Raw genomic sequence first — 26,042 nt, forward strand, 5'->3', positions numbered from 1 at the left:
GCAGAAATGAAAAAAGCAATTTATAGCTTTATCTATTACCGCCTGTTAGGGTGGAAGACAAACGTTACGGTGCCTAATTATGATAAATGCGTGATATGTGCCGCTCCACACACAACAAATCTTGATTTATTTATTGGAAAACTATTTTATGGTGCTATAGGCCGTAAGACAAGTTTCATGATGAAAAAAGAATGGTTTTTCTTTCCACTCGGAGTTTTTTTCAAAGCTGTTGGCGGAATTCCCGTTGACCGCAGCCGAAAAACTTCGCTAGTAGATCAGATGGTTCATAATTTTGCTAAATATAAAAAGTTTAATTTGGCTATCACTCCCGAAGGAACCCGCAAAGCGAATCCAAACTGGAAAAAAGGATTTTATTTTATAGCCTTGAAAGCCCAGGTTCCTATCGTTCTGATTGGCATTGATTACAGCAAGAAAACAATCTCTGCAACGAAAGCCATCATGCCATCAGGAGATATTAATAAGGACATGAAAGAAATCAAACTTTATTTCAAAGATTTCAAAGGAAAACATCCGGAGAATTTTGCTCTTGGAGAAATATGATTTTAAGTATTAAGTAATAAGTATTAATCGTAGCTTCTGACATACCTATCCGCACGGTTTAATACTTAATACTTGACACTTAATACTTATTTAACACTTAGTTAGTATGGAGTCTATCCGTATTTCCATCATACAAACCGATATTGCTTGGGAAAATAAACAAGAAAATCTCCGTTCGCTCCACGAAAAGCTGCAAAGTCTTCGTGGAATAACGGAGATGGTTGTTTTACCGGAGATGTTTTCCACCGGATTCAGCATGCAGAGTAAAATGCTGGCAGAGCCGAACTCCGGAGCGACCATTACAACACTCAAGCAATGGGCTGCCCAATTTCAGCTAGCCATTTGTGGAAGTTATATAGCAACTGAAAACGACCAGTTCTATAATCGGGCCTTCTTCCTGACACCGGAAGGAGAAGAATTCTATTATGACAAACGTCACCTGTTTCGTATGGGAAGGGAGGCTGAACATTTTTCGGCTGGTGATAAACGACTTATCATCCCTTACCGTGGATGGAATATCTGCCTGCTGGTTTGCTATGATCTCCGTTTTCCTGTATGGAGCCGAAACGTAAACAACGAGTACGACCTTTTAATATATGTAGCCAACTGGCCTATCCCCCGCCGTCTGGTTTGGGACACTCTACTCCGGGCACGTGCCTTGGAAAATCAATGCTATGTATGCGGTGTCAACAGGGTAGGCATAGACGGATATCAGCTTACATATAATGGAGGAAGCAGAGTTTATTCTGCTTTCGGAGAAGAAATAGGCTCATTTCCAGATGAAAAGGAAGGAATAGCTACTGTGAGCCTTAATCTGAATACTCTTAACCAATTCAGAGAGAAGTTCCCGGTATGGAAAGATGCAGACGAATTCCATCTGTAACATTGGCAAAACAACAAATGTTAAAAACAGATTATTGCAGCAACAATACCTATAACTCGGTAGTTAATTATATAGACTTCTTTTGTATCTTTGTCGTGAAAATACAGTCGTAAGGACGCTAATCTTACATAACTTAATTAACAACTTTATGAAAACAAATCTTAGTTCTCAAATCAGTCTCCACCGGGTCTCCCCCAGATACTACAGACCGGAGAATGCATTTGAAAAATCAGTCTTGACAAGACTCGAGAAAATCCCTACGGACATCTACGAATCCGTAGAAGAAGGTGCTAACTATATTGCGCGCGAAATAGCACAAACCATACGCGAAAAACAAAAGGCAGGACGTTTCTGTGTATTGGCACTTCCCGGAGGTGACTCACCCAGCCACGTATATACCGAACTTATCCGTATGCATAAGGAAGAGGGACTTAGCTTCCGCAATGTGATCGTATTTAATATGTATGAGTATTATCCGTTGTCTCCCGATGCAATCAACAGCAACTTCAACGCTTTGAAGAGTATGTTGCTGGACCACATCGACATTGACAAGCAGAATATATTCACTCCCGATGGAAGCATTGCCAAAGATACTATCTTTGAATATTGCCGCCTGTATGAACAACGCATTGAAAGCTTCGGAGGTATTGATATTGCTTTGTTAGGTATCGGTCGTGTAGGTAACATTGCGTTCAACGAACCGGGTTCCCGACTGAACTCTACCACTCGTCTGATTTTGTTGGATAACGCATCACGCAATGAGGCATCCAAGATTTTCGGAACGTTGGATAATACTCCGATCAGTTCTATTACAATGGGAGTAGCCACTATTCTTGGTGCAAAGAAAGTGTATCTGCTTGCCTGGGGTGAGAATAAAGCAGCTATGATTAAAGAATGTGTGGAAGGTGCGATCACTGACACAATTCCTGCTTCTTACCTGCAAACTCACAACAATGCGCATGTAGCTCTCGATCTTTCGGCAGCCATGAACTTAACACGTATCCAACGTCCTTGGTTAGTCACTTCCTGCGAATGGAACGATAAGTTAATCCGTAGCGCTATTGTTTGGCTGTGTCAGCTGACCGGCAAACCGATTCTGAAATTGACCAATAAAGATTATAACGAAAACGGGTTAAGTGAGCTTCTGGCACTTTATGGTTCTGCATACAATGTAAATATCAAAATTTTCAATGATTTGCAGCACACCATTACCGGATGGCCGGGTGGCAAGCCTAATGCTGATGATACCTATCGTCCGGAACGCGCAAAACCATATCCGAAACGTGTAATCATCTTCTCTCCGCATCCGGATGATGATGTTATTTCCATGGGTGGTACACTTCGCCGTTTGGTAGAGCAGAAACACGAAGTACACGTAGCTTACGAAACTTCCGGTAATATCGCTGTAGGTGACGAGGAAGTAGTTCGTTTCATGCATTTCATCAATGGATTCAACCAACTCTTCAATAACAGTGAAGACTTGGTTATCAATGAAAAATATACAGAAATACGCAATTTCTTGAAAGAGAAGAAAGACGGTGATATGGACAGCCGTGATATTCTGACTATCAAAGGTCTGATTCGTCGTGGTGAAGCCCGTACGGCTTGTACTTATAATAATATACCGTTGGAACGTTGCCATTTCCTTGATCTGCCATTCTATGAAACAGGTAAGATTCAGAAAAACCCGATCAGTGAAGCAGACGTAGAAATTGTACGCAACTTGCTCCGTGAAATAAAACCTCACCAAATTTTCGTTGCAGGTGACCTAGCCGACCCACATGGAACTCACCGTGTATGTACAGACGCTGTATTTGCTGCTGTCGATCTTGAAAAAGAAGAAGGTGCCAAATGGCTGAAAGACTGTCGTATCTGGATGTACCGTGGTGCGTGGGCTGAATGGGAAATCGAGAATATTGAAATGGCAGTGCCTATCAGTCCGGAAGAACTTCGTGCAAAACGTAACTCTATCCTGAAACATCAGTCGCAAATGGAAAGTGCTCCGTTCCTGGGTAACGACGAACGTTTGTTCTGGCAACGTAGCGAAGATCGTAACCGTGGTACAGCTACTTTGTACGATCAGTTGGGACTGGCTTCTTACGAAGCAATGGAAGCATTTGTAGAATATGTTCCATTATAAGAGTAATCATTCTTAATTAAGAGAATATAAAACAATGAAAGAAGAGTGGGAAGTTTCGATACTTCTCGCTCTTTTTTGTTTATTTTTGCGGGAGAATTCACCACAGAGGAAAGGAGGACACAGAGTTATTATGAACAACCATTTTATATCGCTATATCGCTTCATAGATTTAACCTCTGTGTCCTCCTTTCCTCTGTGGTGAAAATGAAAATAAAAGCATTGAATGATGAAAAAGATAATAGTGTTTCTTCTATGCCTCATTATAGGCGCAAACTACCTTTTCGCTCAAGACATTGAAAGAAATGTAAAAGAGCGGCTGACGGATTACTTCAACCAATATACCGCAACAGCCAAAATCAGCACTCCTAAACTGAATAGCTTCGATATTAATTACGACCGTAAGACGATTGCAATCTATGCATCGGAGAGCTTCGCCTATCAGCCTTTCCGACCGGAAACTGTAGAAAATATTTATAATCAAGTAAAAGAGTTGCTTCCGGGTCCCGTTCATTATTACCAGCTCACCATTTATGCGGATGGGAAACCTATTGAGGATTTGGTACCTAATTTCTACCGGAACAAGAAAAAGGATAAAGGACGGTTATCCTTAAATGTAGATTATAAAGGAGCTCCTTGGGTGAAAAACACTTCACGTCCCAATGAAATCTCACGCGGACTACAAGACCGCCACATTGCAATCTGGCAAAGCCACGGCAACTATTTCAAAAATGACAAAAACGAATGGGGATGGCAACGCCCCCGATTGTTCTGCACCACAGAAGATATGTTCACTCAATCTTTTGTCCTTCCTTATGTGATTCCAATGCTGGAAAATGCAGGAGCGATTGTTTACACTCCCCGCGAACGGGATACACAAAAGAATGAAATCATCGTAGATAATGATACTCCCAGCGCTTCTCTTTATTTGGAAGTGGGTGGTAAAAAGACTAATTGGACAAATGCTCCGGTAAGAGGATTTGCTCAAAAGAAAACAATCTATAAAGAGGAAGAAAATCCTTTCACTGACGGGACCTGTCGTTTTATTCCAACAGAGAAAAAGAAAAAGAAGAATAAAGACCAGGTATTTGCCGAATGGGTGCCTACTCTACCGGTAACAGGCAAGTATGCAGTTTATGTTTCCTACCAGACATTGCCCAACAGTGTAAGCGACGCCAAATATCTGGTATTCCATAACGGTGGAGTTACCGAATTTAAAGTAAACCAAAAGATAGGTGGAGGCACATGGGTTTATCTCGGCACTTTTGAATTCGACAAAGGGAACAACGACTACGGCATGGTGGTTCTTAGCAACGAGAGCAGCGAACATGGAGTTGTATGTGCCGATGCAGTACGTTTTGGAGGAGGAATGGGTAACATTGCCCGTGGAGGAAGAATCAGTGGGCTACCGCGTTACTTGGAAGGAGCACGCTACTCTGCTCAATGGGCGGGAATGCCATACGAAGTATATGCCGGACGAAAAGGTGAAAACGACTATATAGACGATATCAACACACGCTCTAACGTTATCAATTATTTATCGGGCAGTTCCGTCTATAACCCACAACAGTCGGGTCTGGGCGTACCTTTGGAAATGACGATGGCATTGCACAGTGACGCCGGATGCAGCAAAACAGACGAACTGATCGGATCACTCGGCATTTACACCACCGATTTCAATAATGGCAAACTGAATGCAGGAACAGACCGGTATGCCTCACGTGATCTGGCAGACATTCTGCTGACACAGATTCAGAAAGATATTTATTCAAGCTACAGCTTGCCGTGGACACGCCGCAGCATGTGGAACCGGAATTATAGTGAAACACGTCTTCCAGCTACGCCTTCTACAATTATTGAACTACTCTCCCACCAGAACTTCGCAGATATGCAGTTAGGACATGATCCGAACTTTAAATTTACAGTGGGACGTGCCATCTACAAAGGAATTTTGCAATTCATTACCAGCCAGCATGATAAAGAATACATCGTTCAGCCTCTGCCTGTGAGCAATTTCGCCATTCAATTCGGAAAGAAAAAGAATACATTAGAACTTTCATGGAAAGGCGAAGACGATCCGCAAGAACCGACTGCACGACCACGGGAATACATTGTATATACCCGCATCGGTTATGGAGGTTTTGACAATGGCACTTTAGTCAGCAAAACGTCCCATACCGTTAAGATAGAACCGGGACTTGTTTATTCATTCAAGGTAACTGCTGTAAACCGGGGCGGGGAAAGTTTTCCTTCTGAAATCCTCTCCGCTTATAAAGCCAAACGTGAACAGGGAAAAGTAATCATCATCAATGGCTTTGACAGAATCAGCGGTCCGGCGGTCGTTAACACTTCTGAAAAAGCTGGATTCGATCTAATGCAAGATCCCGGCGTTCCGTATATATCGAATATTTCATTTTGCGGAGCACAAACCAGTTTCGACCGTACACAAGCCGGTAAAGAAGGAAAAGGAAGTCTGGGGCATAGTGGAAGCGAATTAGAAGGAATGAAAATTGCAGGAAACACGTTCGACTATCCTTTTATTCACGGAAAAGCGATTCAGGCAGCCGGAAAATATAGCTTCGTATCATGCAGCGACGAAGCGGTAGAGAACGGATTAGTTACGTTAGAAGATTATCCGGTGGTAGATTATATTTTGGGACTGGAAAAAGAAGATCCTGCAAGTAAAGCATATTACAAGACATTCTCTTCGGCTATGCAACGGATTATGACCAGCTATTGCCAAGCGGGAGGTAACCTGTTTGTCAGCGGTGCTTATGTAGGAAGTGATATGAGTGGAACACAAGGAAACCGGGAATTTACGGAGAAGATACTGAAGTATGGTTATCAAGGTAGCCTGACGGATAAGAGTTCGAATCAGATTAAAGGATTGGGCCGTACTATTACAATCCCACGTCTGCCTAATGAAAGCAGCTATGCTGTGCCTGCTGCGGATTGTATTGTTCCCGTAGATACTGCCTTCCCCGTATTTACGTATGCACCCGGCAATCTGAGTGCAGGTATTGCCTACAAAGGAAACTACCGTACTTTTGTATTGGGCTTTCCTTTTGAAAGCATCCAGTCCGAAGCGGACCGGGCAACCATTATGGCAGGCATCCTGGGATTCTTTACTCAAAAATAAAAAATATCTTTTTTTTTAATCCGTTTTTCATTTTAAATTCTATCTTTGCTACTATAATAACCTTTAAAACTAAAAAACAATGTATACTATACAAGCAAATCCCAGTGGTACACGCAGCATAGAAGTATCTAATGAAAACTTGAGAACGATTGAAAAATATGCTCTGTTCCGTCATCTTATCGACAGTACCGGTATTGTAGATGAAGCAGTTTTGGATAAGTTGAAACTTAATGTCCGTTCCCTTATCGCCAGCCAGGAGGAAGATAGCAAAGACTTGCTGGACCTTTGTATCGACGTGATTTATCACAATAATATGAAGGCATTCGGCTTGCAACAGCTCATCAAGCTCTATCTTACCTGGCTCTCCAGTCCGGAAGCGGAAGAAGAGGAGGAATAATGATTACGGTAGATACCTGCGGAATAACAGCATACAGTCCGCTGATTCCTGCAATAAAAGCGATGTGCACTGCCTCTCCGGGTGAAACGATAGAGATTATCATGAACCATGCCGATGCGTTTCAGGATCTAAAGGAATATCTGTCCGAGCAAGGTATTGGTTTCCGTGAAATCTATGACGGTGAACAAATGACATTACAGTTCACAATCAACGGGAAGTTAAAAAAATATCCTAATAATTGAAAGAAAACATCCTAATGAACGAAGTGAAACATCTCAATGAATAAAAAAATCATTGGGATGTTTTTTTATTATCCGTATCTTTGCGGCATGAAAGAATATCGATTGACCGACTGGTTACCCACTACTAAGAAAGAAGTAGAACTTCGAGGATGGAATGAATTGGATGTCATTCTATTCAGTGCTGATGCATATGTGGATCATCCTTCTTTTGGTGCTGCCGTTATCGGACGCATTCTCGAAGCGGAAGGTTTGAAAATAGCCATCGTTCCCCAACCTAACTGGCGTGACGACCTGCGTGACTTCAGGAAGTTGGGACGTCCACGGCTATTCTTCGGTATCTCCGGCGGATGCATGGACTCGATGGTTAATAAATATACCGCCAACAAACGACTACGCAGCGAAGACGCCTATACTCCGGACGGCCGACCGGATATGCGTCCGGAATATCCTTCCACGGTTTATAGCCAGATACTAAAGAAACTCTTTCCGGATGTTCCGGTAGTCATCGGAGGAATCGAAGCCAGTTTAAGACGGTTGAGCCATTACGATTATTGGCAGGACAAAGTGCAAAAGAGTATTTTGTGCGACAGCGGGGCAGATCTGCTCATTTACGGAATGGGGGAAAAGCCTCTTGCAGACCTGGTGAAGAATATGAAAAGTCTGCTCACCGCTGAAGAACCTGTACTGACGAGCAGCAAATTCAGAACAATTATCGGTTCTGTACCCCAAACAGCCTATCTTTGTCGTGCAACAGAATGGACATCTGCGGAAGATGACCTTCAACTTTATTCACACGAAGAATGTCTGGCAGATAAAAAGAAACAGGCTAGTAATTTCCGACATATCGAAGAAGAATCCAATAAATATTCGGCTTCACGAATCACACAAGCAGTAGGAAATAAGATAGTAGTTGTCAATCCTCCCTATCCTCCGCTGAGCCAGAAAGACCTCGATCATTCGTTTGATCTACCATATACCCGCCTGCCTCATCCAAAATACAAAGGGAAACGGATTCCGGCATACGATATGATTAAATTTTCCATCAACATTCACCGAGGATGTTTTGGTGGCTGTGCATTCTGCACCATTTCCGCCCATCAGGGAAAGTTTATTGTCAGCCGAAGCAAAGAGTCTATACTGAAAGAGGTAAAAGAGGTTATTCAGTTACCCGATTTCAAAGGATATTTAAGTGATTTGGGAGGTCCTTCCGCTAATATGTATCAGATGAAAGGGAAAGAGGAAGCTATTTGCAAGAAATGCAAACGACCGTCATGTATTCACCCGAAAGTTTGTCCGAATCTAAATACCGATCACCGCCCTCTACTGGATATTTACCATGCTGTGGATGCCTTGCCCGGAATCAAAAAATCGTTTATCGGTAGCGGTGTACGCTATGATCTGTTACTTCATCAAAGCAAAGATGAAGCTATCAACCGTAGCACTGCCGAGTATACCCGCGAATTAATAGTCAATCATGTGAGTGGCCGGTTAAAAGTAGCTCCGGAACACACCAGTGACCGGGTATTATCCGTAATGCGCAAACCTTCTTTTGAGCAATTTGAAACATTCAAGAAGATATTCGACCGTATCAACCGGGAAGAGAATCTGCGTCAGCAACTGATTCCGTATTTTATCTCTTCGCATCCCGGATGCAACGAAGAAGATATGGCGGAGCTTGCCGTTATCACTAAACGTCTGGACTTCCACCTGGAACAAGTACAGGACTTCACTCCTACTCCGATGACAGTGGCTACCGAAGCCTGGTATAGTGGATTCCATCCATACACGCTAGAACCGATCTTCAGTGCCAAAACCCAACGGGAGAAACTTGCACAACGCCAGTTCTTTTTCTGGTATAAACCGGAAGAACGAAAAAACATCATCAATGAGTTGAGACGTATCGGACGTTCAGATTTGATAGACAAGTTATACGGAAAAGGAAAGGACATGGAAAGAGGGAAAGGAAAAAGATAGAATGAAATAAATTATAAATCAAGCATAAGGCATGATTATGAATCAATTATAACTTGTGATTCTATTGGCTACTTTTAAGTTAGCGCTCTCCAATTGATATATATTTGATTACCTAGTAAGTTTTCGTTTGACTATAGTCAAACGATAGTTCAATTATTGTCGGGCGTTAGTTCAACTTAAGTCAAACGAAAACTCATTAGGCAATCGAAAAAATAATATAGGTAAGAGAAAGAAATAAAAGCTACATAGTGATGAGTTGTTGCCAATAATAGCATCTTCAACTCATTTATGCTTCCTTTACCGGCAAAGCCACAATCTCCTGCAACACACTGACTGCCGTTTCCACATTAGTAACATCCTTAATCAGCATACTCCGTCTGCCGTTCTGTTCACGCAAATCACAACGACGGGTATATTTCATCATATAGTCTATCACTTTACCAAAAGCCTTACTTTGATAGAACGGACTATCCGGATTGGAAACAAAGAACAAGGTCATCCGCCCACCTTTCAGGAAGATTTTCTCTGCACCCAAACGGGCTGCAAGACGGCGTAGAGGCACAATACGGAGTAGTTCTTCCGTTTCCCGGGGAACCGGTCCGAAGCGGTCTTCCAGACGAGCACGGAAAGCTTCCACATCTTTGTCCAATGTCAGCCCATCCAGTTCACGATATAGCAACATGCGTTCGCTGCTGCCAGTTACGTAGTTGGCGGGTAATAATAGTTCGAGGTCGCTTTCTACCTGACACTCGTCTACAAACTCTTCTCCACTAATTTGTCCTTCGCCTTTGATTTCATCCGCATACAGTTCTGCAAACTCATCTGTCTTCAACTCATGGACAGCTTCGGTCAGAATTTTCTGATATGTCTCATATCCCAAATCGGCAACAAATCCGCTTTGTTCGGCTCCAAGTAGATTTCCGGCTCCACGAATATCCAAATCCTGCATGGCAATATGAATACCACTTCCCAAATCACTAAAGTTTTCAATCGCTTGAAGACGTCGCCTTCCTTCGGCTGTCAAACTACCCAACGGAGGAGCCAGCAGATAACAAAAAGCTTTCTTGTTGCTACGTCCTACCCGTCCACGCATCTGATGGAGATCACTCAATCCAAAGTTTTGCGCCTGATTGATAATGATAGTGTTGGCATTCGGAATATCAATACCACTTTCGATGATTGTAGTTGCCAAGAGTACATCATAGTCGTAGTTGACAAAATCCAGAATAATCTTCTCCAGCTCTGTCGGTTCCATCTGTCCATGTCCAATTGCTACACGGCAATCCGGGATATGACGTTCGATCATCGCTTTCAATTCCGGCAAGTTCGCAATCCGGTTATTGACAAAGAAGACTTGACCGTTGCGGCTCATCTCAAAATTGATGGCATCCGTTATCACTTCTTCATTAAAAGTATGCACTTCGGTCTGAATCGGATAGCGGTTGGGTGGCGGAGTAGAAATCACACTCAAGTCGCGTGCACCCATCAATGAAAATTGAAGGGTACGGGGAATTGGAGTAGCAGTCATCGTCAGTGTATCCACATTTACTTTCAACTGACGCAGCTTTTCTTTGACAGAGACTCCAAATTTCTGCTCTTCGTCCACAATCAACAATCCCAAGTCTTTAAACTGGACATCTTTTCCCAAGATACGATGGGTACCTATCAGAATACCGACATCTCCCTCTTTCAATCCCTTCAATACAGCTTTGGTCTGTGCGGCAGTACGTGCGCGGCTTAAATACTCCACCCGGCACGGTAACCCTTTCAGACGCTCACGGAAAGTCTGAAAATGCTGGTAAGCAAGCACTGTTGTCGGAACCAAAACGGCCACTTGTTTATTATCGGCAACGGCTTTGAAAGCCGCACGGACCGCTACCTCGGTTTTTCCAAATCCTACATCTCCGCAGACCAGACGATCCATCGGACGGTCACTTTCCATATCCGCCTTGACATCAATCGTCGCCTTGCTCTGATCCGGTGTATCTTCATAAATAAAGGATGCTTCCAACTCACGCTGCAAAAAACTATCGGGACTATAAGAGAAACCTTTTTCCTGACGACGCTGCGAATACAATTTAATCAAATCGCGGGCAATATCCTTGATTTTACTCTTCGTACGTTCTTTCAGTTTCTCCCATGCACCTGTACCTAATTTGTTAAGGCGGGGAGCCTCTCCTTCTTTACCTTTATATTTGGAAACCTTATGCAGGGAATGAATAGAAACGAACACCACATCTTCATTTTGAAACACCAGTTTCAAAACCTCTTGCGTAGTATCACCATTCGGAATACGTACCAAGCCGGAAAAACGTCCGATACCATGATCCGTATGCACCACATAGTCTCCCGGAGTAAACTGATTCAGTTCTTTCAAGGATAGTGCCACTTTTCCCGAACGGGCTTTATCACTTTTCAGATTATATTTATGGAAACGATCAAACAACTGATGGTCTGTGAAGATACAGAGCTGCAGTGTGTTATCTACAAAACCTTCGTGAATAGTACGTTCTACGGGAGTAAAATTAATCTTATCACCTCGATCTTCAAAAATCGCTTTGATACGATCTGTTTGCTTCATGCTGTCACTACAGATATAAAGCGAATAGCCTTTTTCCAGATAATCCTTGAAAGAAGAAGCTACCAGATCGAAATTCTTATGAAAGATAGGCTGGGCAGATGTATTGAAAGTAACGCTGGCATTGGGCGTTCCGGTCGGTTTATTACCAAATTCCAACCGGCGGAAATCGAGTGCCCGTACAGTAAACTCACTGCCGTCTATCAATTTCCCTTCCAATGTAATGCCACCATTCTCTTCGGCCTCCTGAACGGCTATTGCCTGTGGCGTCAGCGCCTCATCGTGTACTACCTGGATTCGCTCGCGCAACCAAAGAAAATCGCGCATCGCCAAGGTAGTCTCTTTCGGGATGAAATCCAGAAAAGAAGTCGTTACGTCACCTGTCACCGCCAAATCGGGAACAATAGACACTCCATCTTTCTTCTCACGGGATAATTGGGATTCCACCTCAAAGGTACGGACACTTTCCACTTCATCACCAAAGAAATCAATACGATAAGGATATTCCGAAGCAAAAGAGAAAACGTCGATAATACTACCGCGAACAGCATATTGTCCCGGTTCATATACGTAGTCTACATATTCAAAACCATAACTATGCAACACATCGGTGATGAAAGTGGTATCCACTTTCTCTCCTACATTCAGCTTCAGCGTTTTATTACTCAATTCCTTGCGCGACACCACTTTCTCCGCCAATGCATCCGGATACGTAACGATACATAATCCCTCTTCCCCCTTTTGCAAGCGGCTAAGTACTTCTGTGCGCAAAATCTCATTGGCCGCATCTTTTTGTCCATACTTGATGGAGCGACGGAATGAAGATGGAAAGAACAAGACTCTTTCCGTACCTAATATCTGCGTCAAGTCGTGATAGAAATATCCGGCTTCTTCAAGATCACCTAAAATAAATACAAACGGGCAACCACCCTCTTGCACCAGTACAGAAGAAAAAAGAGAAGCGGCGGATGCACACAGTCCTCCGCAAAAAACAGTCTGAACGGAAGTGTCCTTCAACAAGCGCTTCATTACTGCCATATTGGGGTGGGCAGCATATTGTTGTTGCAACTCAGTTATTGTCATACCTATAAAATTTCCCCGCAAAATTACAAAAAAGATTGGGAGTATACACCCAAAGAACAGAAGTATTATAATAAGGTATCTGCCGGACATTACTTAGATGTGGGGCGAGTGCTGTTAAACCGTGGGCTAAACATCCGTGAGCCGTGGGATGAGCACTGCTAAGGCGTGGGCTTACCCCAAGCGAGGTGCGGGCTTAGTTCCGACAACATGCCGTCTTATTCCGAATGGGGGTATGAAACACGTTAAATTTTCCTTAGTTCAGCTATAACTAAAGGAAAAGAACTACTTTTGTTTCTAAATTTTATAGTATCTATATGCAGACATCGGATAGCATTGTAATTATCCCCACCTATAATGAACGGGAGAACATAGAAAATATCATCCGTGCCGTTTTCGGCCTTCCCCAAGTATTCCATATTCTGGTCATAGAAGACGGCTCTCCGGACGGGACGGCAGCCATCGTAAGAAAACTGCAACAAGAATTTCCCGAACGGCTTTTTATGATTGAACGTAAAGGAAAACTGGGACTGGGCACTGCCTACATTACCGGATTTAAATGGGCACTGGAGCACGCATACGAGTATATTTTTGAAATGGATGCAGACTTCAGTCATAATCCGAATGATTTACCCCGTTTGTATCAGGCTTGTTCGGAACAAGGAGGAGATGTATCTATCGGTTCCCGTTATGTCAGTGGAGTGAATGTAGTGAATTGGCCGATGGGACGGGTATTGATGTCATACTTCGCCTCTAAATATGTGCGGTTTATCACCGGAATACCTGTACATGACACCACTGCCGGATTTGTTTGCTACCGCCGTCAGGTATTGGAAACGATCGATTTAGATCATATTCGTTTTAAAGGATATGCCTTTCAGATTGAAATGAAATTCACTGCATCCAAGTGTGGTTTCAAAATCATCGAAGTTCCCGTTATCTTCATTAATCGTGAATTAGGGACTTCTAAAATGAATAGCAGCATCTTTGGAGAAGCCATATTTGGTGTGATAAAATTAAAAGTAAATAGTTGGTTCCATAAATTCCCACAAAAGAAATGAAACGTACACTGATTCAAAATGCCGTTATTGTCAACGAAGGAAGAAAAGTTCTGGGTTCAGTAGTAATCGAGAATGAAAAGATAGCCGAAATATGGGTCGGTGAAGAAAACGCAACTGCCCCCTGTGACGAGATAATAGACGCAACCGGATGTTATCTTTTGCCGGGTGCCATCGACGAACATGTGCATTTTCGCGATCCCGGACTGACTCATAAGGCAGATATCACCACAGAAAGTCGTGCTGCGGCAGCAGGAGGTGTCACCTCTATCATGGATATGCCCAATACCAATCCGCAAACTACTACATTGGAGGCTTTGGAAGAAAAATTTATTCTGTTGGGTGAAAAGTCGGCTGTCAACTATTCCTGCTATTTCGGAGCAACGAATAATAACTATACCCAGTTTGCACAACTGGATAAACACCGGGTTTGTGGAGTGAAGCTATTTATGGGGTCAAGCACCGGCAATATGCTGGTAGACCGGATGGCCAGTCTGCGTAATATATTCGGTGGAACTGATCTGCTCATCGCTGCTCATTGCGAAGATCAGGGAATTATCAAAGAAAATACGGATAAATATAAGAAAGAATACGGAGACGATGTACCTTTGGCTCTTCATCCGCTCCTTCGTTCGGAAGAAGCTTGCTATCGTTCATCCGAACTGGCAGTGCAGTTGGCACGTGAGACAAACGCCCGCCTGCACATCATGCATATTTCCACAGCTAAAGAGTTGAGCCTGTTTTCTAATGTACCTTTGGTACAAAAAAAGATCACGGCAGAAGCCTGTGTTTCTCATCTGCTCTTTACGGAAGAGGACTATCAGACACTGGGTGCCCGCATCAAATGCAACCCTGCCATTAAGACAGCGCAAGACCGGAAAGCTTTGCAAGAGGCTGTCAATAGCGGTTTGATTGATGCCATTGCCACAGATCATGCCCCACACTTACTTAGCGAAAAAGAAGGCGGTGCCTTAAAAGCAATGTCCGGAATGCCGATGATTCAGTTCTCACTCGTCAGTATGTTGGAGTTGACAGAAAAAGGAGTGTTTACTATCGAAAAAGTAGTAGAAAAGATGGCTCATGCTCCTGCGCAGATGTATGAGATACCAAACAGAGGATTCATTCGCAAAGGCTATCAGGCTGACTTGGTATTAGTCCGTCCCGGAAGCGAATGGACGGTAACAACCGATTGTATTCTAAGCAAATGCAAATGGAGTCCATTAGAGGGACACACATTCGACTGGAAAGTAGAGAAAACATTTGTAAACGGACATCTGTTATATAACAACGGAGAAATAGACGAGACTTATCGCGGACAGGAATTGTTCTTTGAGCGATAAATAATATTTCAGGCACGGATTACACGGATTTATTTCACGGTTTTTAGAAATATGACTATATAAAACAACAGCGTAATCCGTGTAATCCGTGCCTAAGAACATCAATATCCTGAAGGAAATCTTGCCTGGCACTACGTTACCGCCATTAAACTCCTATTTAATTGCATAATTTATGATTTTATCTTATAAAATACATACAGTCACTCCCTACATCAACTGGATTTACTTTTTCCACGCATGGGGTTTCCAACCGCGTTTTGCAGCCATCGCCAACATTCACGGATGTGATGCCTGCCGTGCTTCGTGGCTGACAACTTTCCCGGAAGAAGAGCGTAATAAAGCTTCCGAAGCAATGCAGCTATTCAAAGAAGCCAATCGGATGCTCGATCTGCTTGACCGGGATTATGAAGTAAAGACCATCTTCAAGCTTTGCAAGGCAAACTCTGACGGGGATAACCTGATTATTGAGAAAGAAAAAGACCGGTTCATCACCTTTCCTTTACTGCGCCAACAAACGCCGAAAAGAGATGGTAGTCCTTTTCTTTGTCTAAGCGACTTTATCCGTCCGATTTCTTCCGGCATCCCGGATACCATCGGTGCTTTTGCTTCTTCCATTGATGCGGACATGGAAGGATTGTACGAACAGGATCCTTATAAACACCTGCTTGTCCAAACTCTCTCCGACCGACTGGCAGAAGCAGCAACAGAAAAGATGCATGAATATGTACGCAAAGAAGCATGGGGATATGCCAAAGACGAGAATTTAGGCATAGCGGATTTACTGGTCGAGAAATATCAAGGCATCCGACCTGCTGTCGGCTACCCGTCCTTACCGGATCAATCTGTCAACTTCCTGTTGGATGAACTATTGGATATGAAGCAGATAGGCATTTCACTAACCGAAAACGGAGCTATGTACCCGCACGCTTCTGTTTGCGGACTTATGTTCGCGCATCCTGCTTCCGAATACTTCTCCGTCGGAAAGATTGGACAAGACCAACTCGAAGATTATGCCCGCCGCCGGGGAAAAAGCATCGAAGAAATGTGTAAGTTTCTGGCAGCCAATCTTCAATAGTCCTTATTCTCCTGTGATTTTTCTCCTTTTCTCACGACTAACTAACCAGAAAAGTAATCATAGACTCCATGAGAGAACAAACAACAGAGGTCAGCGCCCCTATTGAGCAAGAGTTTTTGTCGGTGATCCGCGAATATGAACGAGTGATCTATAAGGTATGCTATCTGTATGCCAATCCCAATGCTCCTCTCAATGATCTGTATCAGGATGTGGTATTAAACCTTTGGAAAGCCTATCCCAAATTCAGAAAAGAATGTAAGGTTTCCACCTGGATTTACCGTATTGCCCTCAACACTTGTATCAGCTTCTATCGTAAAGAAAAGAATGTGCCGGAAATAGTCAGCCTCACCAAAGATACCGACTGGGCCATAGAAGCACACGACCCGATCAACGAAATGCTGAAACAGCTCTATCAGATGATCAACCAACTGGGACAGCTCGACAAATCAATTATCCTGCTTTATCTCGAAGACAAAAGTTACGAGGAAATAGCAGAAATCACCGGACTGACGGTTACCAATGTAGCGACCAAACTAAGTCGTATCAAAGACAAACTTAAAAGAATGAAAAAGGAGGAATAAGATATATGGAACTGGAAGAACTGAAAAAATCTTGGAATGCCCTGGATGAACACTTGAAAGACAAAAAGTTCATTAAAGAAGAAGAGCTTGAAAAGCTGATAAGGCATGCGGACAAAGGTATCCACGCCATTGCCAGCCTGAACATCAAGCTTATCCTGATTTCTCTGCCGATACTGATCTTATTTTTAGCGGAGGTACTGTTGCACAACAGATTGAACCCGATCTATATCATTATCATTTTCGCATGGATTCCTGCTCTTTGCTGGGATATCGTCACCACCCGTTTCCTCCAACGGACACAAATAGACGAGATGCCTTTGGTAGAAGTAATCAGCCGCGTGAACCGTATCCATCGATGGACCATCAGGGAACGATTGATTGCTATTACCTTCCTCCTAGTCCTGGCTATACTTTCATTTATCTACTGGCAAGTGTGGCAATATGGAATGGGTATGATAGTTTTCTTCATCCTGTTATGGGGCGGAGGACTAGGCCTGATCTTATGGATTTACCGCAAGAAGTTCTTAAATCGTATCCACGAAATCAAGAAGAATTTAAGCGAACTGAACGAATTAATGTAAAAGAATCTAAGCTGAATAATTCATATACAGTAGGCTAAGGAGTGTGCTTACCCCACCACGGTAAGCACACTTTTTCCATTCACTTTTTTATGTACCTGCACCTGAACAGAAATCCGTTCACTCATCTCCTGCACATGAGAGATGACTCCTATTTTCCGTCCCTGCATCTGTAATTGCTCCAATGCTTCCATGGCTGTACGCAAACTTTCCGCATCCAAAGAGCCGAAACCTTCGTCAATAAAAAGAGATTCAACTTTCAGATTATTACTTGACAAGGAAGACAAACCTAAAGCTAGTGCCAAAGAAATCAGGAACGATTCACCTCCTGAAAGAGAGTATACAGTCCGTATTTCATCACACATATCGCAATCTATTACCTGAAGTGCCAACGTATCGGGCACCTGTTGTAGCTTATAACGTTTAGAGAGATAAGATAAATGTTTATTGGCATGAAGCAGCAGCAAATTCAAAGTGTAACTTTGAGCAATCACTTTAAATTTCGCCCCATCCGCACTGCCAATCAGTTTATTCAATTTTGCCCAACGTTCGGCAACCGTCTGTTTCTCTGCCAGTTCCTTCGCAATCTGTTCCACAGTCAGTTTATTCTTTGCTTGTTGTAGCAGGCGGGCTTCCATGGTAGAAAGGGCACGTTCGACATTCATATTTTCTTCTTGTTGCTTCTTTATTATTTCGGGAAGCAGTTCGGGAGACTCTATCTTTTTATACTGTTCCTGCAACTCTCCTATAGCCAGTGCAATTTGCTTCATCTCTCCTTGCAAACCGGAGAGCCGGTTGTGTACCGCCTCTACTTCTTTACGCGCTTTCTCCAAAGCGAGATTCAGCTCTTTCTCTCTTTTTGCTACGACAGCTTCCGCTTCATCCGCACTTTTTCCTTTCAATAGCTGCGAACGTTCCTGACGAAGCACATTCAGCGCTTTTTCTATCACTTCAAATCTCTTTAGCTCGGCCGAAGCAGCATTCTGTAAAATTACCAGCTGTTCTTTGGCTGACGATACTTTCTGCATAGCCAAACGACAGAGAGAAACATTCTCACGGAGGGCTTCACAATGTGCACGCATCTTTTTAATTTCTTCATCGCCGCGCTGCCATTCTGCGTAAAGATTGCGATATTCCAAAATACGTTCTGACAGTTCCGCCAAACGGTGTTGTATCTGCTCTTCGTTTCCGGCTTCAATCCCTGCTTTATATAATGTTGCCAACTGTTCTCCGATTTGTCCGTCCACCGTTTTTTGATGTGCCAAATCACGTTGCAGGGCAATGCTCCGGTTATTCATCTGCTGACAGTTGGCTGCTGCTGCATTATACTCCTGCTCTATACTCCGGAAAAGAGTATCTACCACCTCCTGCCCCTGATGATAAGGATGCGCTGTGCTTCCGCAAACCGGACAAGCCTCCCCTTGCTGTAATTGTCGGCGCAATGCTTTTACATCTTTTCCCACTGCCATACGTGCATTTTCGTAAAGACGTTGAGTAACTTTCAATGCGGTTTCTTGCTCCGTCAATTGTTTCAGACAATCGGCCACTTCTTTCTCTAGTCTTTCTATTTCCGTCTTTGCTTTCGTCTGCGTTTCCGTTAATTGCCGGATATTCTGCTGACGAGTCAACTCTTTTTGCAACTTCACCTGTTCTTCGGCCAATAACGGATATCCGAAAGAATTTAAGCGCAATAAACGTTCCTCATTCGTACTTGTAGCGGCAGCCAGTTTGCTTTCTTCTTGCCGTAGAATCTCTTCCACCTGTTCAAGTTGCAGTGCTTCTTCTATCCCTACATGGCTTAATAAGCGGTTCAGAGAAGAATAAGACACTTGTAATTGTTCCGCAGCCACCCGCATTTTTTGTTCCTGCTCCGCCACCTGCCTGTTAGCCGCCTGTAAAATCTGCTGCGACTGTGTATAACTGCTTTGCTGTGATTGTATCTGTACATCCAATTGACGCGCTTTCTTCAAGTCCGGCTGTATGGCCTCCCATTGTGCCTTAAAATGCACCAATCCTTCCTCTTGGGAAGCTAATGCACTCTGCAGTACTTTCTCTCTGGCCTGTTCCTCCTGTTCTTCCTGCTGCTTTTTCTTCCAAAGTTCTTCCTGTATTTTTAATGAACGAACCACATTCAGTTGTTCATTCTGTTCTGCCAGCAGTTTAATCCCTACTGCACGCTTTTCAGTCGATAGTTCTTTCTCTTTTTGCAGAGCAAGCAGCTCTTCTTCCGGCATCAGTTCGATCACATTCATTCGATTCTGAATCAAGGTCACCTCTTCTTGTGCCGCCTTATTCCGGGCATAAACCTCTTGAGAAATCCGGGAATAAACACCGGTTCCTGTCAACTTCTCCAGTAATTCTGCTTTCGCCGCCCCTTTTGATTTCAGAAATGTAGCAAAATCATTTTGTGCCAATAATACTGTACGGGTGAACTGTTCATACGTCAGGCCAACCAACTCCACCAACTGAATCAACAACTCTTTCTTGGTACCTTGAAATTCTTTCTCCGTATCCAATTCTTTCACTTCCAGCGTTTGTGGCTGCAAAGAACCGTTTATCTTGTTTCTTGTCCGCCTCACCGACCAACGAGAACGGTAACGCCGTCCGTCAATACCTAAAAAATCGACTTCCGCATAACCATCACTTGTCCCCCGGCGCAACAAATTTCTAACATCAGACTGATTAATCTGATTATCTCCCACATCTGCCAGGTTCACATTTTCCACTGAAGTAGCGAAGCGGGGAGCCTTATCATACAATGCCAGACATAATGCATCTAATAAAGTAGACTTACCTGCACCGGTAGGTCCTGAAATGGCAAAGATACCTGCAGAATATAATGGTTCTGCCATAAAATCCACTTCTACCGTCCCTTCTATCGAGGTCAGATTCTTCAATCGTATAGCTAGTATTTTCATTCTTCTTCCTCCTCCTCTTTACGGGTAGCAGCCAAATAGGCCTCTTCAAACAAACCTGTCAGTTCTACAGGCATTTCCACCTGATAAATCTTCTCAAAGGCAGACTGTGCAATCTGTAAGGGAGACATCTCCTGCAACCCCCTCTTCCAGTTTTCATTTTCTTTCACCGTATTTCCGATATCAGTGTGATAGGTAGAAACAATACGCGCCAACCGATAGTTTTTATCTGCCAGTGCCTCTTCAATCTCCTGTCGAAGCATGGGTTCCGGTTCCTCCAACAATACCTTTACTTCCAGATATGGGGCTACGGCTTCTGTCTCGGGTAGTTCCTTCAAGGCTTTCAAGATAGCTTCCGGTGAAACGGGTTCTCCATTCGGCACACTCACCAAAGGTATTAATTTCGGGCATTCCAACCGTTCAATATCCACCGCACAGCCTCCGTCGAAAGTCACCATCACGACTCCATGATGATAATGTTTCTCGGCAAAAGACATCGGAATGGGGCTTCCGGCATATCTCACATTCTCTCTTCCGGACACTCGTTGCGCTTTATGTATATGTCCTAATGCCGTATAAGCTATCTGTTCGGAAAAAGCTTCCGGAGATACACACTCCAACCCGCCAATCACGGTACGCTCGCTATAATCCTTCTCTGCAATCTCCGATCCTGTGGCCTGCAAATGACCGATGGCAAGAATCGCCTGATTCTCCGTCCTTCGCTTCCATAATCTTTGCAAAAGTTGTGCATAAAGTTCGCGAACTCCTTCCGCATACGGATTACCTTCCGTTTGCACGGCCGGATAATCTCCCTGACGCAGAAAAGGAACTGCCATGCAAAGCAATTCTACTTCCCCTTGCCGGTTCTTCAGTTCTACAGTCAGATGGTCATAATCGATCTCTCCGCCTTCGAGCTTGCGAACTACCCCTCTGACTTCCGTCCGCATAGCTTGCAACAGAGGCAAAGGAGCTTCCAGGCGTGCTGCCGAATCATGGTTGCCGGCAACAATGACAATCTGCAAATACGGATTCTCTGCTGTCACCCGATAAATAAACTGATAATACATGCTTTGGGATGCAGCGGAAGGGTTGGAAACATCAAAAACATCTCCGGCTATAATCAATGCATCAATCTCTTTCTGACGAATTTCTTCTGCCAGCCAATTCAGAAAAACTTCATGTTCTTCCGTGCGATCATAACCAAAAAAGGTTTGTCCTAGATGCCAGTCGGCAGTATGCAATATACGTATCATAATTTTGTAACTATCTCTAATAACAAGAGGCAAAAATAACACAATCGAAAAGATTATATCACATCTGCCCCTCTTTTTTACCAATAATCATGTATATTTGCAGGATAAAAATCCAACCCTATGAAGATATTGTATTATATTTATCAGATTTGCATCGCTTTGCCTATTTTATTAGTGTTGACCATCCTCACGGCAATCGTCACTATTGTAGGTTCTCTCTTGGGAGGAGCCCACATCTGGGGATATTATCCGGGGAAGATTTGGTCACAATTAATTTGTCTGTTTCTGTTGATTCCCGTGAAGATTGAGGGACGTGAAAAGTTGCATGACAAAACTTCCTATATTTTCGTACCTAATCATCAGGGTTCATTCGATATTTTCCTTATTTATGGCTTCATCGGAAGAAACTTTAAGTGGATGATGAAAAAAAGCCTGCGTAAACTGCCGTTTGTAGGAAAAGCCTGTGAAAGTGCAGGACATATCTTTGTAGACAGATCCGGCCCTAAAAAAGTATTGGAAACAATCCGGCAGGCAAAAGACTCATTGAAAGATGGGGTTTCTCTCGTTGTCTTTCCTGAAGGAGCGCGTACATTTACAGGACACATGGGATACTTTAAGAAAGGAGCCTTCCAGTTGGCGGATGATTTACAGCTGGCGGTTGTACCCGTCACCATTGACGGCTCGTTCGAAATTCTGCCACGCACAGGCAAATGGATACACCGTCATCGCATGATTCTGACTATTCATGAACCGATTCCGCCCAAAGGGAAAGGAATGGAAAATATCAAGGCAACCATGGCAGAGGCTTACGCTGCGGTTGAAAGTGCCCTGCCGGAACAATACAAGGGAATGGTGAAAAACGAAGATCAAGACCGATAATCAGTACATAATATTTATATAAATATGAGGATGCTCACGCACCCCCATATTCCTAACCAGTTTTATGCATCAAACTATTAAATTAAGAAATTCAGATATTTAGATGTTTTGCAAGGTTATGGTTTGGTTTGACATCATTTGTAATTCTTGAAAAGTCAAATTAAAACTTTTATAAATTTCCTTTTCTAAATTCTCTAATGGGAAAGATTCATTTCTGACGCCATTAATCTTCCCTCTAAACCGATTGTTATAATGCTTGCGGAATGTATCCGGAGTAACCAGACCTCCCAAGCCATAATCCCCCACTACAATCACCGGCTTTCGGCGCAAGACCCCTTCGTAAGCGGTAATTCCCGCACCAATAATCAAGTCGGCTTCTTCAATCAGTTTACCGATTTCACTCTCGGAGGATATATAATCCACCTGATACTCTGAATATTTACTTAATAGAACTCCTATCCTTAACCTGGTGCGAGAATTAGCTATTCCGACAACAATGCTGACTTTTTGTTCTATTAACTGCAATTCGTCACCTCTCAAAGAAGAGGCGGCAGATAATTCATTAGGATTTTTCATATAGCTATTTGGTTTTTGTTGTGTCAAAAGTACGGCATGCATCCGAAAACACAAAAAAAGTCACCCGGACAAAATCAGCGCGCCTGATTTTCCGTAAACACCTACATTTCAATAAAATACAGACTATCGTTCTATTAATGACCCGGACAATTCATTTTTTATTTATCAAAAGTCCCTTAAAAACACATTCAAATCTTCTTGTGGAGAAATGCCTAATCGACCTTTCAGCCTCCCTTTTGCTTTAGTGACAGAATCGGAAGAGGTCTGAAAAATACGTGCCAGTTCTTCATTGGTCAGTCCAAATTTAAGAAAGCAACAGATCTCAAGATCATGTTTAGTCAATAAAGGAGTTTTGTCAAGCAACCGGGTAACGTAATTAGAATAGAGTAAATCAAACAGGCTAAACAATTTATAGCGTTCTCCATTAGACAATTTGCCTCTTAATGTTCCCTCTTTGATAGCAAGCAGCAGACGAAAAGCGGATATGTACTGTTCAGAAGAGGGTCCGACAGTTAATTCTCCTCCCAGTTCTTTCAACAGTCCCGATAAGGTTTTGTTCTGCATACTCAAAAGAACAATCTTTCCATTCAACTCGCCTACCTTCATTCGATTTTCTTCCAGTATGCGGTTCTCTTCCAGTACTTGATCTTTCAACTCCTGAATTTCTTCCATCTCCTGCTGGTATCGCTTTATCTCCTCTTCATTATCTCTAATCTGGGATTCGATTTCGGCAATCTTCTTCCTGTGATTCTTACTTTTGTAGTAGTAATAACACATATAGAAGGCCACAATCAGGAAAATAACCGTACCGCAAAATATAAAAACCGTACGATCCACTTTCAGTTGTAAATTATCATTCCGGAGCTTCTCGTTCTCGTACTGCTTTTGCAGTTCTGTTATCAGCTCCTGCGAATCGACTTCATCCAATACATTCACGATAGAGTCCGCTTTTTCATGATAGATAATCGCTTCCTCAAAATTATCAATATCTTTTTCCAGAAAGTATAAATTGTTATATGCGTCAATACGGGTATATTCTTTAGAAGAATTGATACTCATCTTAAAATATTTCCGGGCGTTCTCTACATCGCCCATCTGTATATACAAATAACCGAGAGACATACACTCCACGTATTTCCTTTCTTCATCCGTTTCTTTTTCATAAGCAGCAAGAAAATAGCGTTCTGACTTTTTCAGTTCTCCCATAGAACGGCACAGTATCCCCAACTCATGTAAAATGGAAACTTCAGACGAATATTGCTTTTCCCTGGCTAGTGCTAAAGCATTAATATAATAGAAATAACAGCTATCCCATTTATTCTGAAACAAATAAGCCCGGCCTATATTTTGCCCGGCTCTGACAAGACTCAAAGAATCTTTCAACTCTTCATAGATTGTATATGACTCCCGAAAATTCTCCAACGACTCCTGATACAATTTCTTTTTCCGGTTAATCATCCCTATCTCATCAGTAGCCATTGCAAACATCTTACAACATTGAATATTCCCGAACATTTCTTTTGCCGAAGACAGGAATGTCAAAGCCTCTTCATCTTTGCCCAGTTCACGCAACACTCTTCCATAATAATACTGTGCTTTAGCACGTGTTGCGGAGTCACCACGCTCTACAGTATAGTAATTCAGTGCCAGTGCAATCAATGAGTCAGAAGTAAACTTCACATAGTTCCGATCCATCGCCTGCGTCAATAAAAGTGCATAATCCGCCTGCAACTTTCCACGTAGTTTTTCAGTATGAGGTATTGACTTTAATAGATACAGAGCTGTATCCGGAAGAGATTCCATGCACATTTCGATCCTCCGGAATGCCACATCAGGGGCCTCCGAATCTCTATGACAAGAAACCGATAAGACTAAAATAAAAAAGAAAGCGGCGTATACCGGAACAGTAGTCGTTTTCACTTTACTTGAGTTTTGTGCAAAAATACACAAAAAACTCAAGTATTACTTATTTGTTGAAGCATTTTGTTCCAATCGTTGATGTTCTTCTATCAACTTCATGTTTTCTCTTGCTTTAGACAGGAATTCTCTAACCAGCTTATTATCTTTAAAAGAATAAGGAGCATCCTTGATTATATCATCAATTTGCGGAGTCATAATCGGATAAGGCAAAGAGCTGCAGAGCATCATAAACACACTGGGTCCCAGCACATTTTCATAATTATCGGAGATGAACGTTTTTACATACTGATTCATCGCTTTCATCAGTGAGTCTCCTTCCACCACCAACTGACCGTGAATTTCATCCAGATCGCCTCCATCCAGTACCATACGGGTTTCCTTCTGCTCCAGTTCACCAATGCTTTCTTCCAATTGGTTTCTTTTGCTGATAAACTCATACAGTGCATTATTTAAAGATGTTCCGACTGCCTTGAGGTCCGTATTGCTAATGGTAACTGTTATCTTCCCACTTTCCAGCACAATCGGCATAATGCTTTCTTCATCCATGTAAAGTGTCACCATCTGTACGGAATCTATTTTCCCTTTCATTGAGAACAGACCATGCACTACTTCAGCTGAATCCAGCTTCACCCACTCTCCATCCCGAAGGGATTTAAGATACAGCATCTTTCCATCCAGACTATTCACTGAAGAGGTTCCTTCAATCTTGTACTTACTGGTGCAGGAAGCAAAAAACGGAAGCAAAAGTAAAAAAGGCAAAATTTTATTCACGTTCATCTATTCATTAAATTCTGGGTACAAAGGTACAACTGATTCAGAATTCAAAGAAACATTTTATCAATATTTAAATCTTGTAAGACTCTTTTCTTTAATAAT

18 protein-coding genes and 1 pseudogene are annotated in these 26,042 nt (G+C 42.8%); 12 read left to right on the top strand and 7 right to left on the bottom strand.

Features of this window, described 5'->3' with window-relative positions:
• Nucleotides 1-6: 6 nt before the first annotated feature.
• The 7 genes from AAHJ11_RS02750 (at nucleotide 7) to AAHJ11_RS02780 (ending at nucleotide 9,333) form a co-directional block, all read left to right on the top strand.
• Complete coding sequence (locus tag AAHJ11_RS02750; protein WP_074556433.1) at nucleotides 7-561, top strand: 1-acyl-sn-glycerol-3-phosphate acyltransferase; 555 nt, start codon at nucleotides 7-9, stop codon at nucleotides 559-561.
• A 106-nt stretch (nucleotides 562-667) separates the two neighbouring features.
• Complete coding sequence (locus tag AAHJ11_RS02755; RefSeq protein ID WP_148366182.1) at nucleotides 668-1,444, top strand: amidohydrolase; 777 nt, start codon at nucleotides 668-670, stop codon at nucleotides 1,442-1,444.
• A 148-nt stretch (nucleotides 1,445-1,592) separates the two neighbouring features.
• Entirely contained in the window at nucleotides 1,593-3,584 is a 1,992-nt protein-coding gene (locus AAHJ11_RS02760; RefSeq protein WP_074556431.1) for a glucosamine-6-phosphate deaminase, read from the top strand.
• A gap of 226 nt (nucleotides 3,585-3,810) precedes the next feature.
• Nucleotides 3,811-6,720, top strand: coding sequence for a xanthan lyase (locus AAHJ11_RS02765; RefSeq protein WP_413579031.1), 2,910 nt, complete (start codon nucleotides 3,811-3,813; stop codon nucleotides 6,718-6,720).
• Nucleotides 6,721-6,799: 79 nt separating this feature from the next.
• The gene (locus tag AAHJ11_RS02770) at nucleotides 6,800-7,117 is read left to right on the top strand and encodes a hypothetical protein (RefSeq protein ID WP_074556429.1); all 318 of its coding nucleotides are present in this window, start codon (nucleotides 6,800-6,802) and stop codon (nucleotides 7,115-7,117) included.
• Nucleotides 7,117-7,359 carry a sulfurtransferase TusA family protein gene (locus tag AAHJ11_RS02775; protein WP_074556428.1) on the top strand — a complete coding sequence of 81 codons (243 nt, stop codon included), beginning with the start codon at nucleotides 7,117-7,119 and terminating at the stop codon, nucleotides 7,357-7,359. Before AAHJ11_RS02770 ends, AAHJ11_RS02775 begins: the two co-directional genes overlap by 1 nt.
• A gap of 87 nt (nucleotides 7,360-7,446) precedes the next feature.
• On the top strand, nucleotides 7,447-9,333 hold the full coding sequence (locus tag AAHJ11_RS02780) for a YgiQ family radical SAM protein (protein WP_413579266.1): 1,887 nt from the start codon (nucleotides 7,447-7,449) through the stop codon (nucleotides 9,331-9,333).
• Between the two features lie 286 nt (nucleotides 9,334-9,619).
• On the opposite strand, the gene mfd is transcribed toward AAHJ11_RS02780, so the two are convergent.
• Nucleotides 9,620-12,994 (bottom strand): transcription-repair coupling factor, encoded by a 3,375-nt coding sequence (gene mfd, locus AAHJ11_RS02785; RefSeq protein WP_148366178.1) that lies wholly within the window; start codon nucleotides 12,992-12,994, stop codon nucleotides 9,620-9,622.
• A gap of 314 nt (nucleotides 12,995-13,308) precedes the next feature.
• On the opposite strand from mfd, the gene AAHJ11_RS02790 reads away from it, so the two are divergent.
• The 4 genes from AAHJ11_RS02790 (at nucleotide 13,309) to AAHJ11_RS02805 (ending at nucleotide 17,045) form a co-directional block, all read left to right on the top strand.
• Nucleotides 13,309-14,052, top strand: a complete 744-nt coding sequence (locus tag AAHJ11_RS02790; protein WP_148366176.1) for a polyprenol monophosphomannose synthase — start codon at nucleotides 13,309-13,311, stop codon at nucleotides 14,050-14,052.
• Nucleotides 14,049-15,389 (top strand): dihydroorotase, encoded by a 1,341-nt coding sequence (locus AAHJ11_RS02795; protein ID WP_234131996.1) that lies wholly within the window; start codon nucleotides 14,049-14,051, stop codon nucleotides 15,387-15,389. The genes AAHJ11_RS02790 and AAHJ11_RS02795 overlap by 4 nt, the downstream gene beginning before the upstream one ends.
• Nucleotides 15,390-15,561: 172 nt before the next feature.
• Nucleotides 15,562-16,464 carry a vitamin B12 dependent-methionine synthase activation domain-containing protein gene (locus AAHJ11_RS02800; RefSeq protein WP_099146416.1) on the top strand — a complete coding sequence of 301 codons (903 nt, stop codon included), beginning with the start codon at nucleotides 15,562-15,564 and terminating at the stop codon, nucleotides 16,462-16,464.
• A gap of 68 nt (nucleotides 16,465-16,532) precedes the next feature.
• Nucleotides 16,533-17,045, top strand: coding sequence for an RNA polymerase sigma factor (locus AAHJ11_RS02805; RefSeq protein ID WP_074637383.1), 513 nt, complete (start codon nucleotides 16,533-16,535; stop codon nucleotides 17,043-17,045).
• A gap of 72 nt (nucleotides 17,046-17,117) precedes the next feature.
• Here AAHJ11_RS02805 and AAHJ11_RS02810 read toward each other — a convergent pair.
• The 3 genes and pseudogenes from AAHJ11_RS02810 to AAHJ11_RS02820 all read right to left on the bottom strand — a co-directional run.
• Nucleotides 17,118-17,162: pseudogene (locus AAHJ11_RS02810) on the bottom strand (hypothetical protein); the annotation flags it as partial.
• Nucleotides 17,163-17,673: 511 nt separating this feature from the next.
• Complete coding sequence (locus tag AAHJ11_RS02815; protein WP_413579032.1) at nucleotides 17,674-20,541, bottom strand: AAA family ATPase; 2,868 nt, start codon at nucleotides 20,539-20,541, stop codon at nucleotides 17,674-17,676.
• Complete coding sequence (locus tag AAHJ11_RS02820) at nucleotides 20,538-21,791, bottom strand: exonuclease SbcCD subunit D (RefSeq protein WP_320974261.1); 1,254 nt, start codon at nucleotides 21,789-21,791, stop codon at nucleotides 20,538-20,540. Before AAHJ11_RS02820 ends, AAHJ11_RS02815 begins: the two co-directional genes overlap by 4 nt.
• Before the next feature lie 120 nt (nucleotides 21,792-21,911).
• Here AAHJ11_RS02820 and AAHJ11_RS02825 point away from each other — a divergent pair, with 120 nt between their 5' ends.
• Nucleotides 21,912-22,670 carry a lysophospholipid acyltransferase family protein gene (locus tag AAHJ11_RS02825; RefSeq protein WP_004297350.1) on the top strand — a complete coding sequence of 253 codons (759 nt, stop codon included), beginning with the start codon at nucleotides 21,912-21,914 and terminating at the stop codon, nucleotides 22,668-22,670.
• Nucleotides 22,671-22,769: 99 nt separating this feature from the next.
• Here the strand turns inward: AAHJ11_RS02825 and AAHJ11_RS02830 are convergent, their stop codons facing one another.
• From AAHJ11_RS02830 to AAHJ11_RS02840, 3 genes are all read right to left on the bottom strand, one after another.
• The gene (locus tag AAHJ11_RS02830) at nucleotides 22,770-23,246 is read right to left on the bottom strand and encodes a polysaccharide deacetylase (RefSeq protein WP_148366165.1); all 477 of its coding nucleotides are present in this window, start codon (nucleotides 23,244-23,246) and stop codon (nucleotides 22,770-22,772) included.
• A 165-nt stretch (nucleotides 23,247-23,411) separates the two neighbouring features.
• Nucleotides 23,412-25,166 carry a hypothetical protein gene (locus AAHJ11_RS02835; protein WP_148366163.1) on the bottom strand — a complete coding sequence of 585 codons (1,755 nt, stop codon included), beginning with the start codon at nucleotides 25,164-25,166 and terminating at the stop codon, nucleotides 23,412-23,414.
• 42 nt (nucleotides 25,167-25,208) lie between these two features.
• Nucleotides 25,209-25,943: a DUF4369 domain-containing protein gene (locus tag AAHJ11_RS02840; RefSeq protein WP_074637391.1), complete on the bottom strand. Its 735-nt coding sequence runs from the start codon at nucleotides 25,941-25,943 to the stop codon at nucleotides 25,209-25,211.
• Nucleotides 25,944-26,042: the final 99 nt, after the last annotated feature.

This window comes from Bacteroides sp. 90-K9/2, from assembly GCF_047310725.1.
Taxonomy (GTDB): domain Bacteria; phylum Bacteroidota; class Bacteroidia; order Bacteroidales; family Bacteroidaceae; genus Bacteroides; species Bacteroides vicugnae.

Bases quoted from the DNA above. Each gene is read 5' to 3' on its own strand.
- AAHJ11_RS02820 (WP_320974261.1), bottom strand. From the start codon at position 21,791: ATGATACGTATATTGCATACTGCCGACTGGCATCTAGGACAAACCTTT.
- AAHJ11_RS02830 (WP_148366165.1), bottom strand. From the start codon at position 23,246: ATGAAAAATCCTAATGAATTATCTGCCGCCTCTTCTTTGAGAGGTGAC.
- mfd (WP_148366178.1), bottom strand. From the start codon at position 12,994: ATGACAATAACTGAGTTGCAACAACAATATGCTGCCCACCCCAATATG.
- AAHJ11_RS02840 (WP_074637391.1), bottom strand. From the start codon at position 25,943: ATGAACGTGAATAAAATTTTGCCTTTTTTACTTTTGCTTCCGTTTTTT.
- AAHJ11_RS02780 (WP_413579266.1), top strand. From the start codon at position 7,447: ATGAAAGAATATCGATTGACCGACTGGTTACCCACTACTAAGAAAGAA.
- AAHJ11_RS02815 (WP_413579032.1), bottom strand. From the start codon at position 20,541: ATGAAAATACTAGCTATACGATTGAAGAATCTGACCTCGATAGAAGGG.
- AAHJ11_RS02790 (WP_148366176.1), top strand. From the start codon at position 13,309: ATGCAGACATCGGATAGCATTGTAATTATCCCCACCTATAATGAACGG.
- AAHJ11_RS02750 (WP_074556433.1), top strand. From the start codon at position 7: ATGAAAAAAGCAATTTATAGCTTTATCTATTACCGCCTGTTAGGGTGG.
- AAHJ11_RS02825 (WP_004297350.1), top strand. From the start codon at position 21,912: ATGAAGATATTGTATTATATTTATCAGATTTGCATCGCTTTGCCTATT.
- AAHJ11_RS02800 (WP_099146416.1), top strand. From the start codon at position 15,562: ATGATTTTATCTTATAAAATACATACAGTCACTCCCTACATCAACTGG.
- AAHJ11_RS02805 (WP_074637383.1), top strand. From the start codon at position 16,533: ATGAGAGAACAAACAACAGAGGTCAGCGCCCCTATTGAGCAAGAGTTT.
- AAHJ11_RS02765 (WP_413579031.1), top strand. From the start codon at position 3,811: ATGAAAAAGATAATAGTGTTTCTTCTATGCCTCATTATAGGCGCAAAC.
- AAHJ11_RS02770 (WP_074556429.1), top strand. From the start codon at position 6,800: ATGTATACTATACAAGCAAATCCCAGTGGTACACGCAGCATAGAAGTA.
- AAHJ11_RS02760 (WP_074556431.1), top strand. From the start codon at position 1,593: ATGAAAACAAATCTTAGTTCTCAAATCAGTCTCCACCGGGTCTCCCCC.
- AAHJ11_RS02775 (WP_074556428.1), top strand. From the start codon at position 7,117: ATGATTACGGTAGATACCTGCGGAATAACAGCATACAGTCCGCTGATT.
- AAHJ11_RS02755 (WP_148366182.1), top strand. From the start codon at position 668: ATGGAGTCTATCCGTATTTCCATCATACAAACCGATATTGCTTGGGAA.
- AAHJ11_RS02795 (WP_234131996.1), top strand. From the start codon at position 14,049: ATGAAACGTACACTGATTCAAAATGCCGTTATTGTCAACGAAGGAAGA.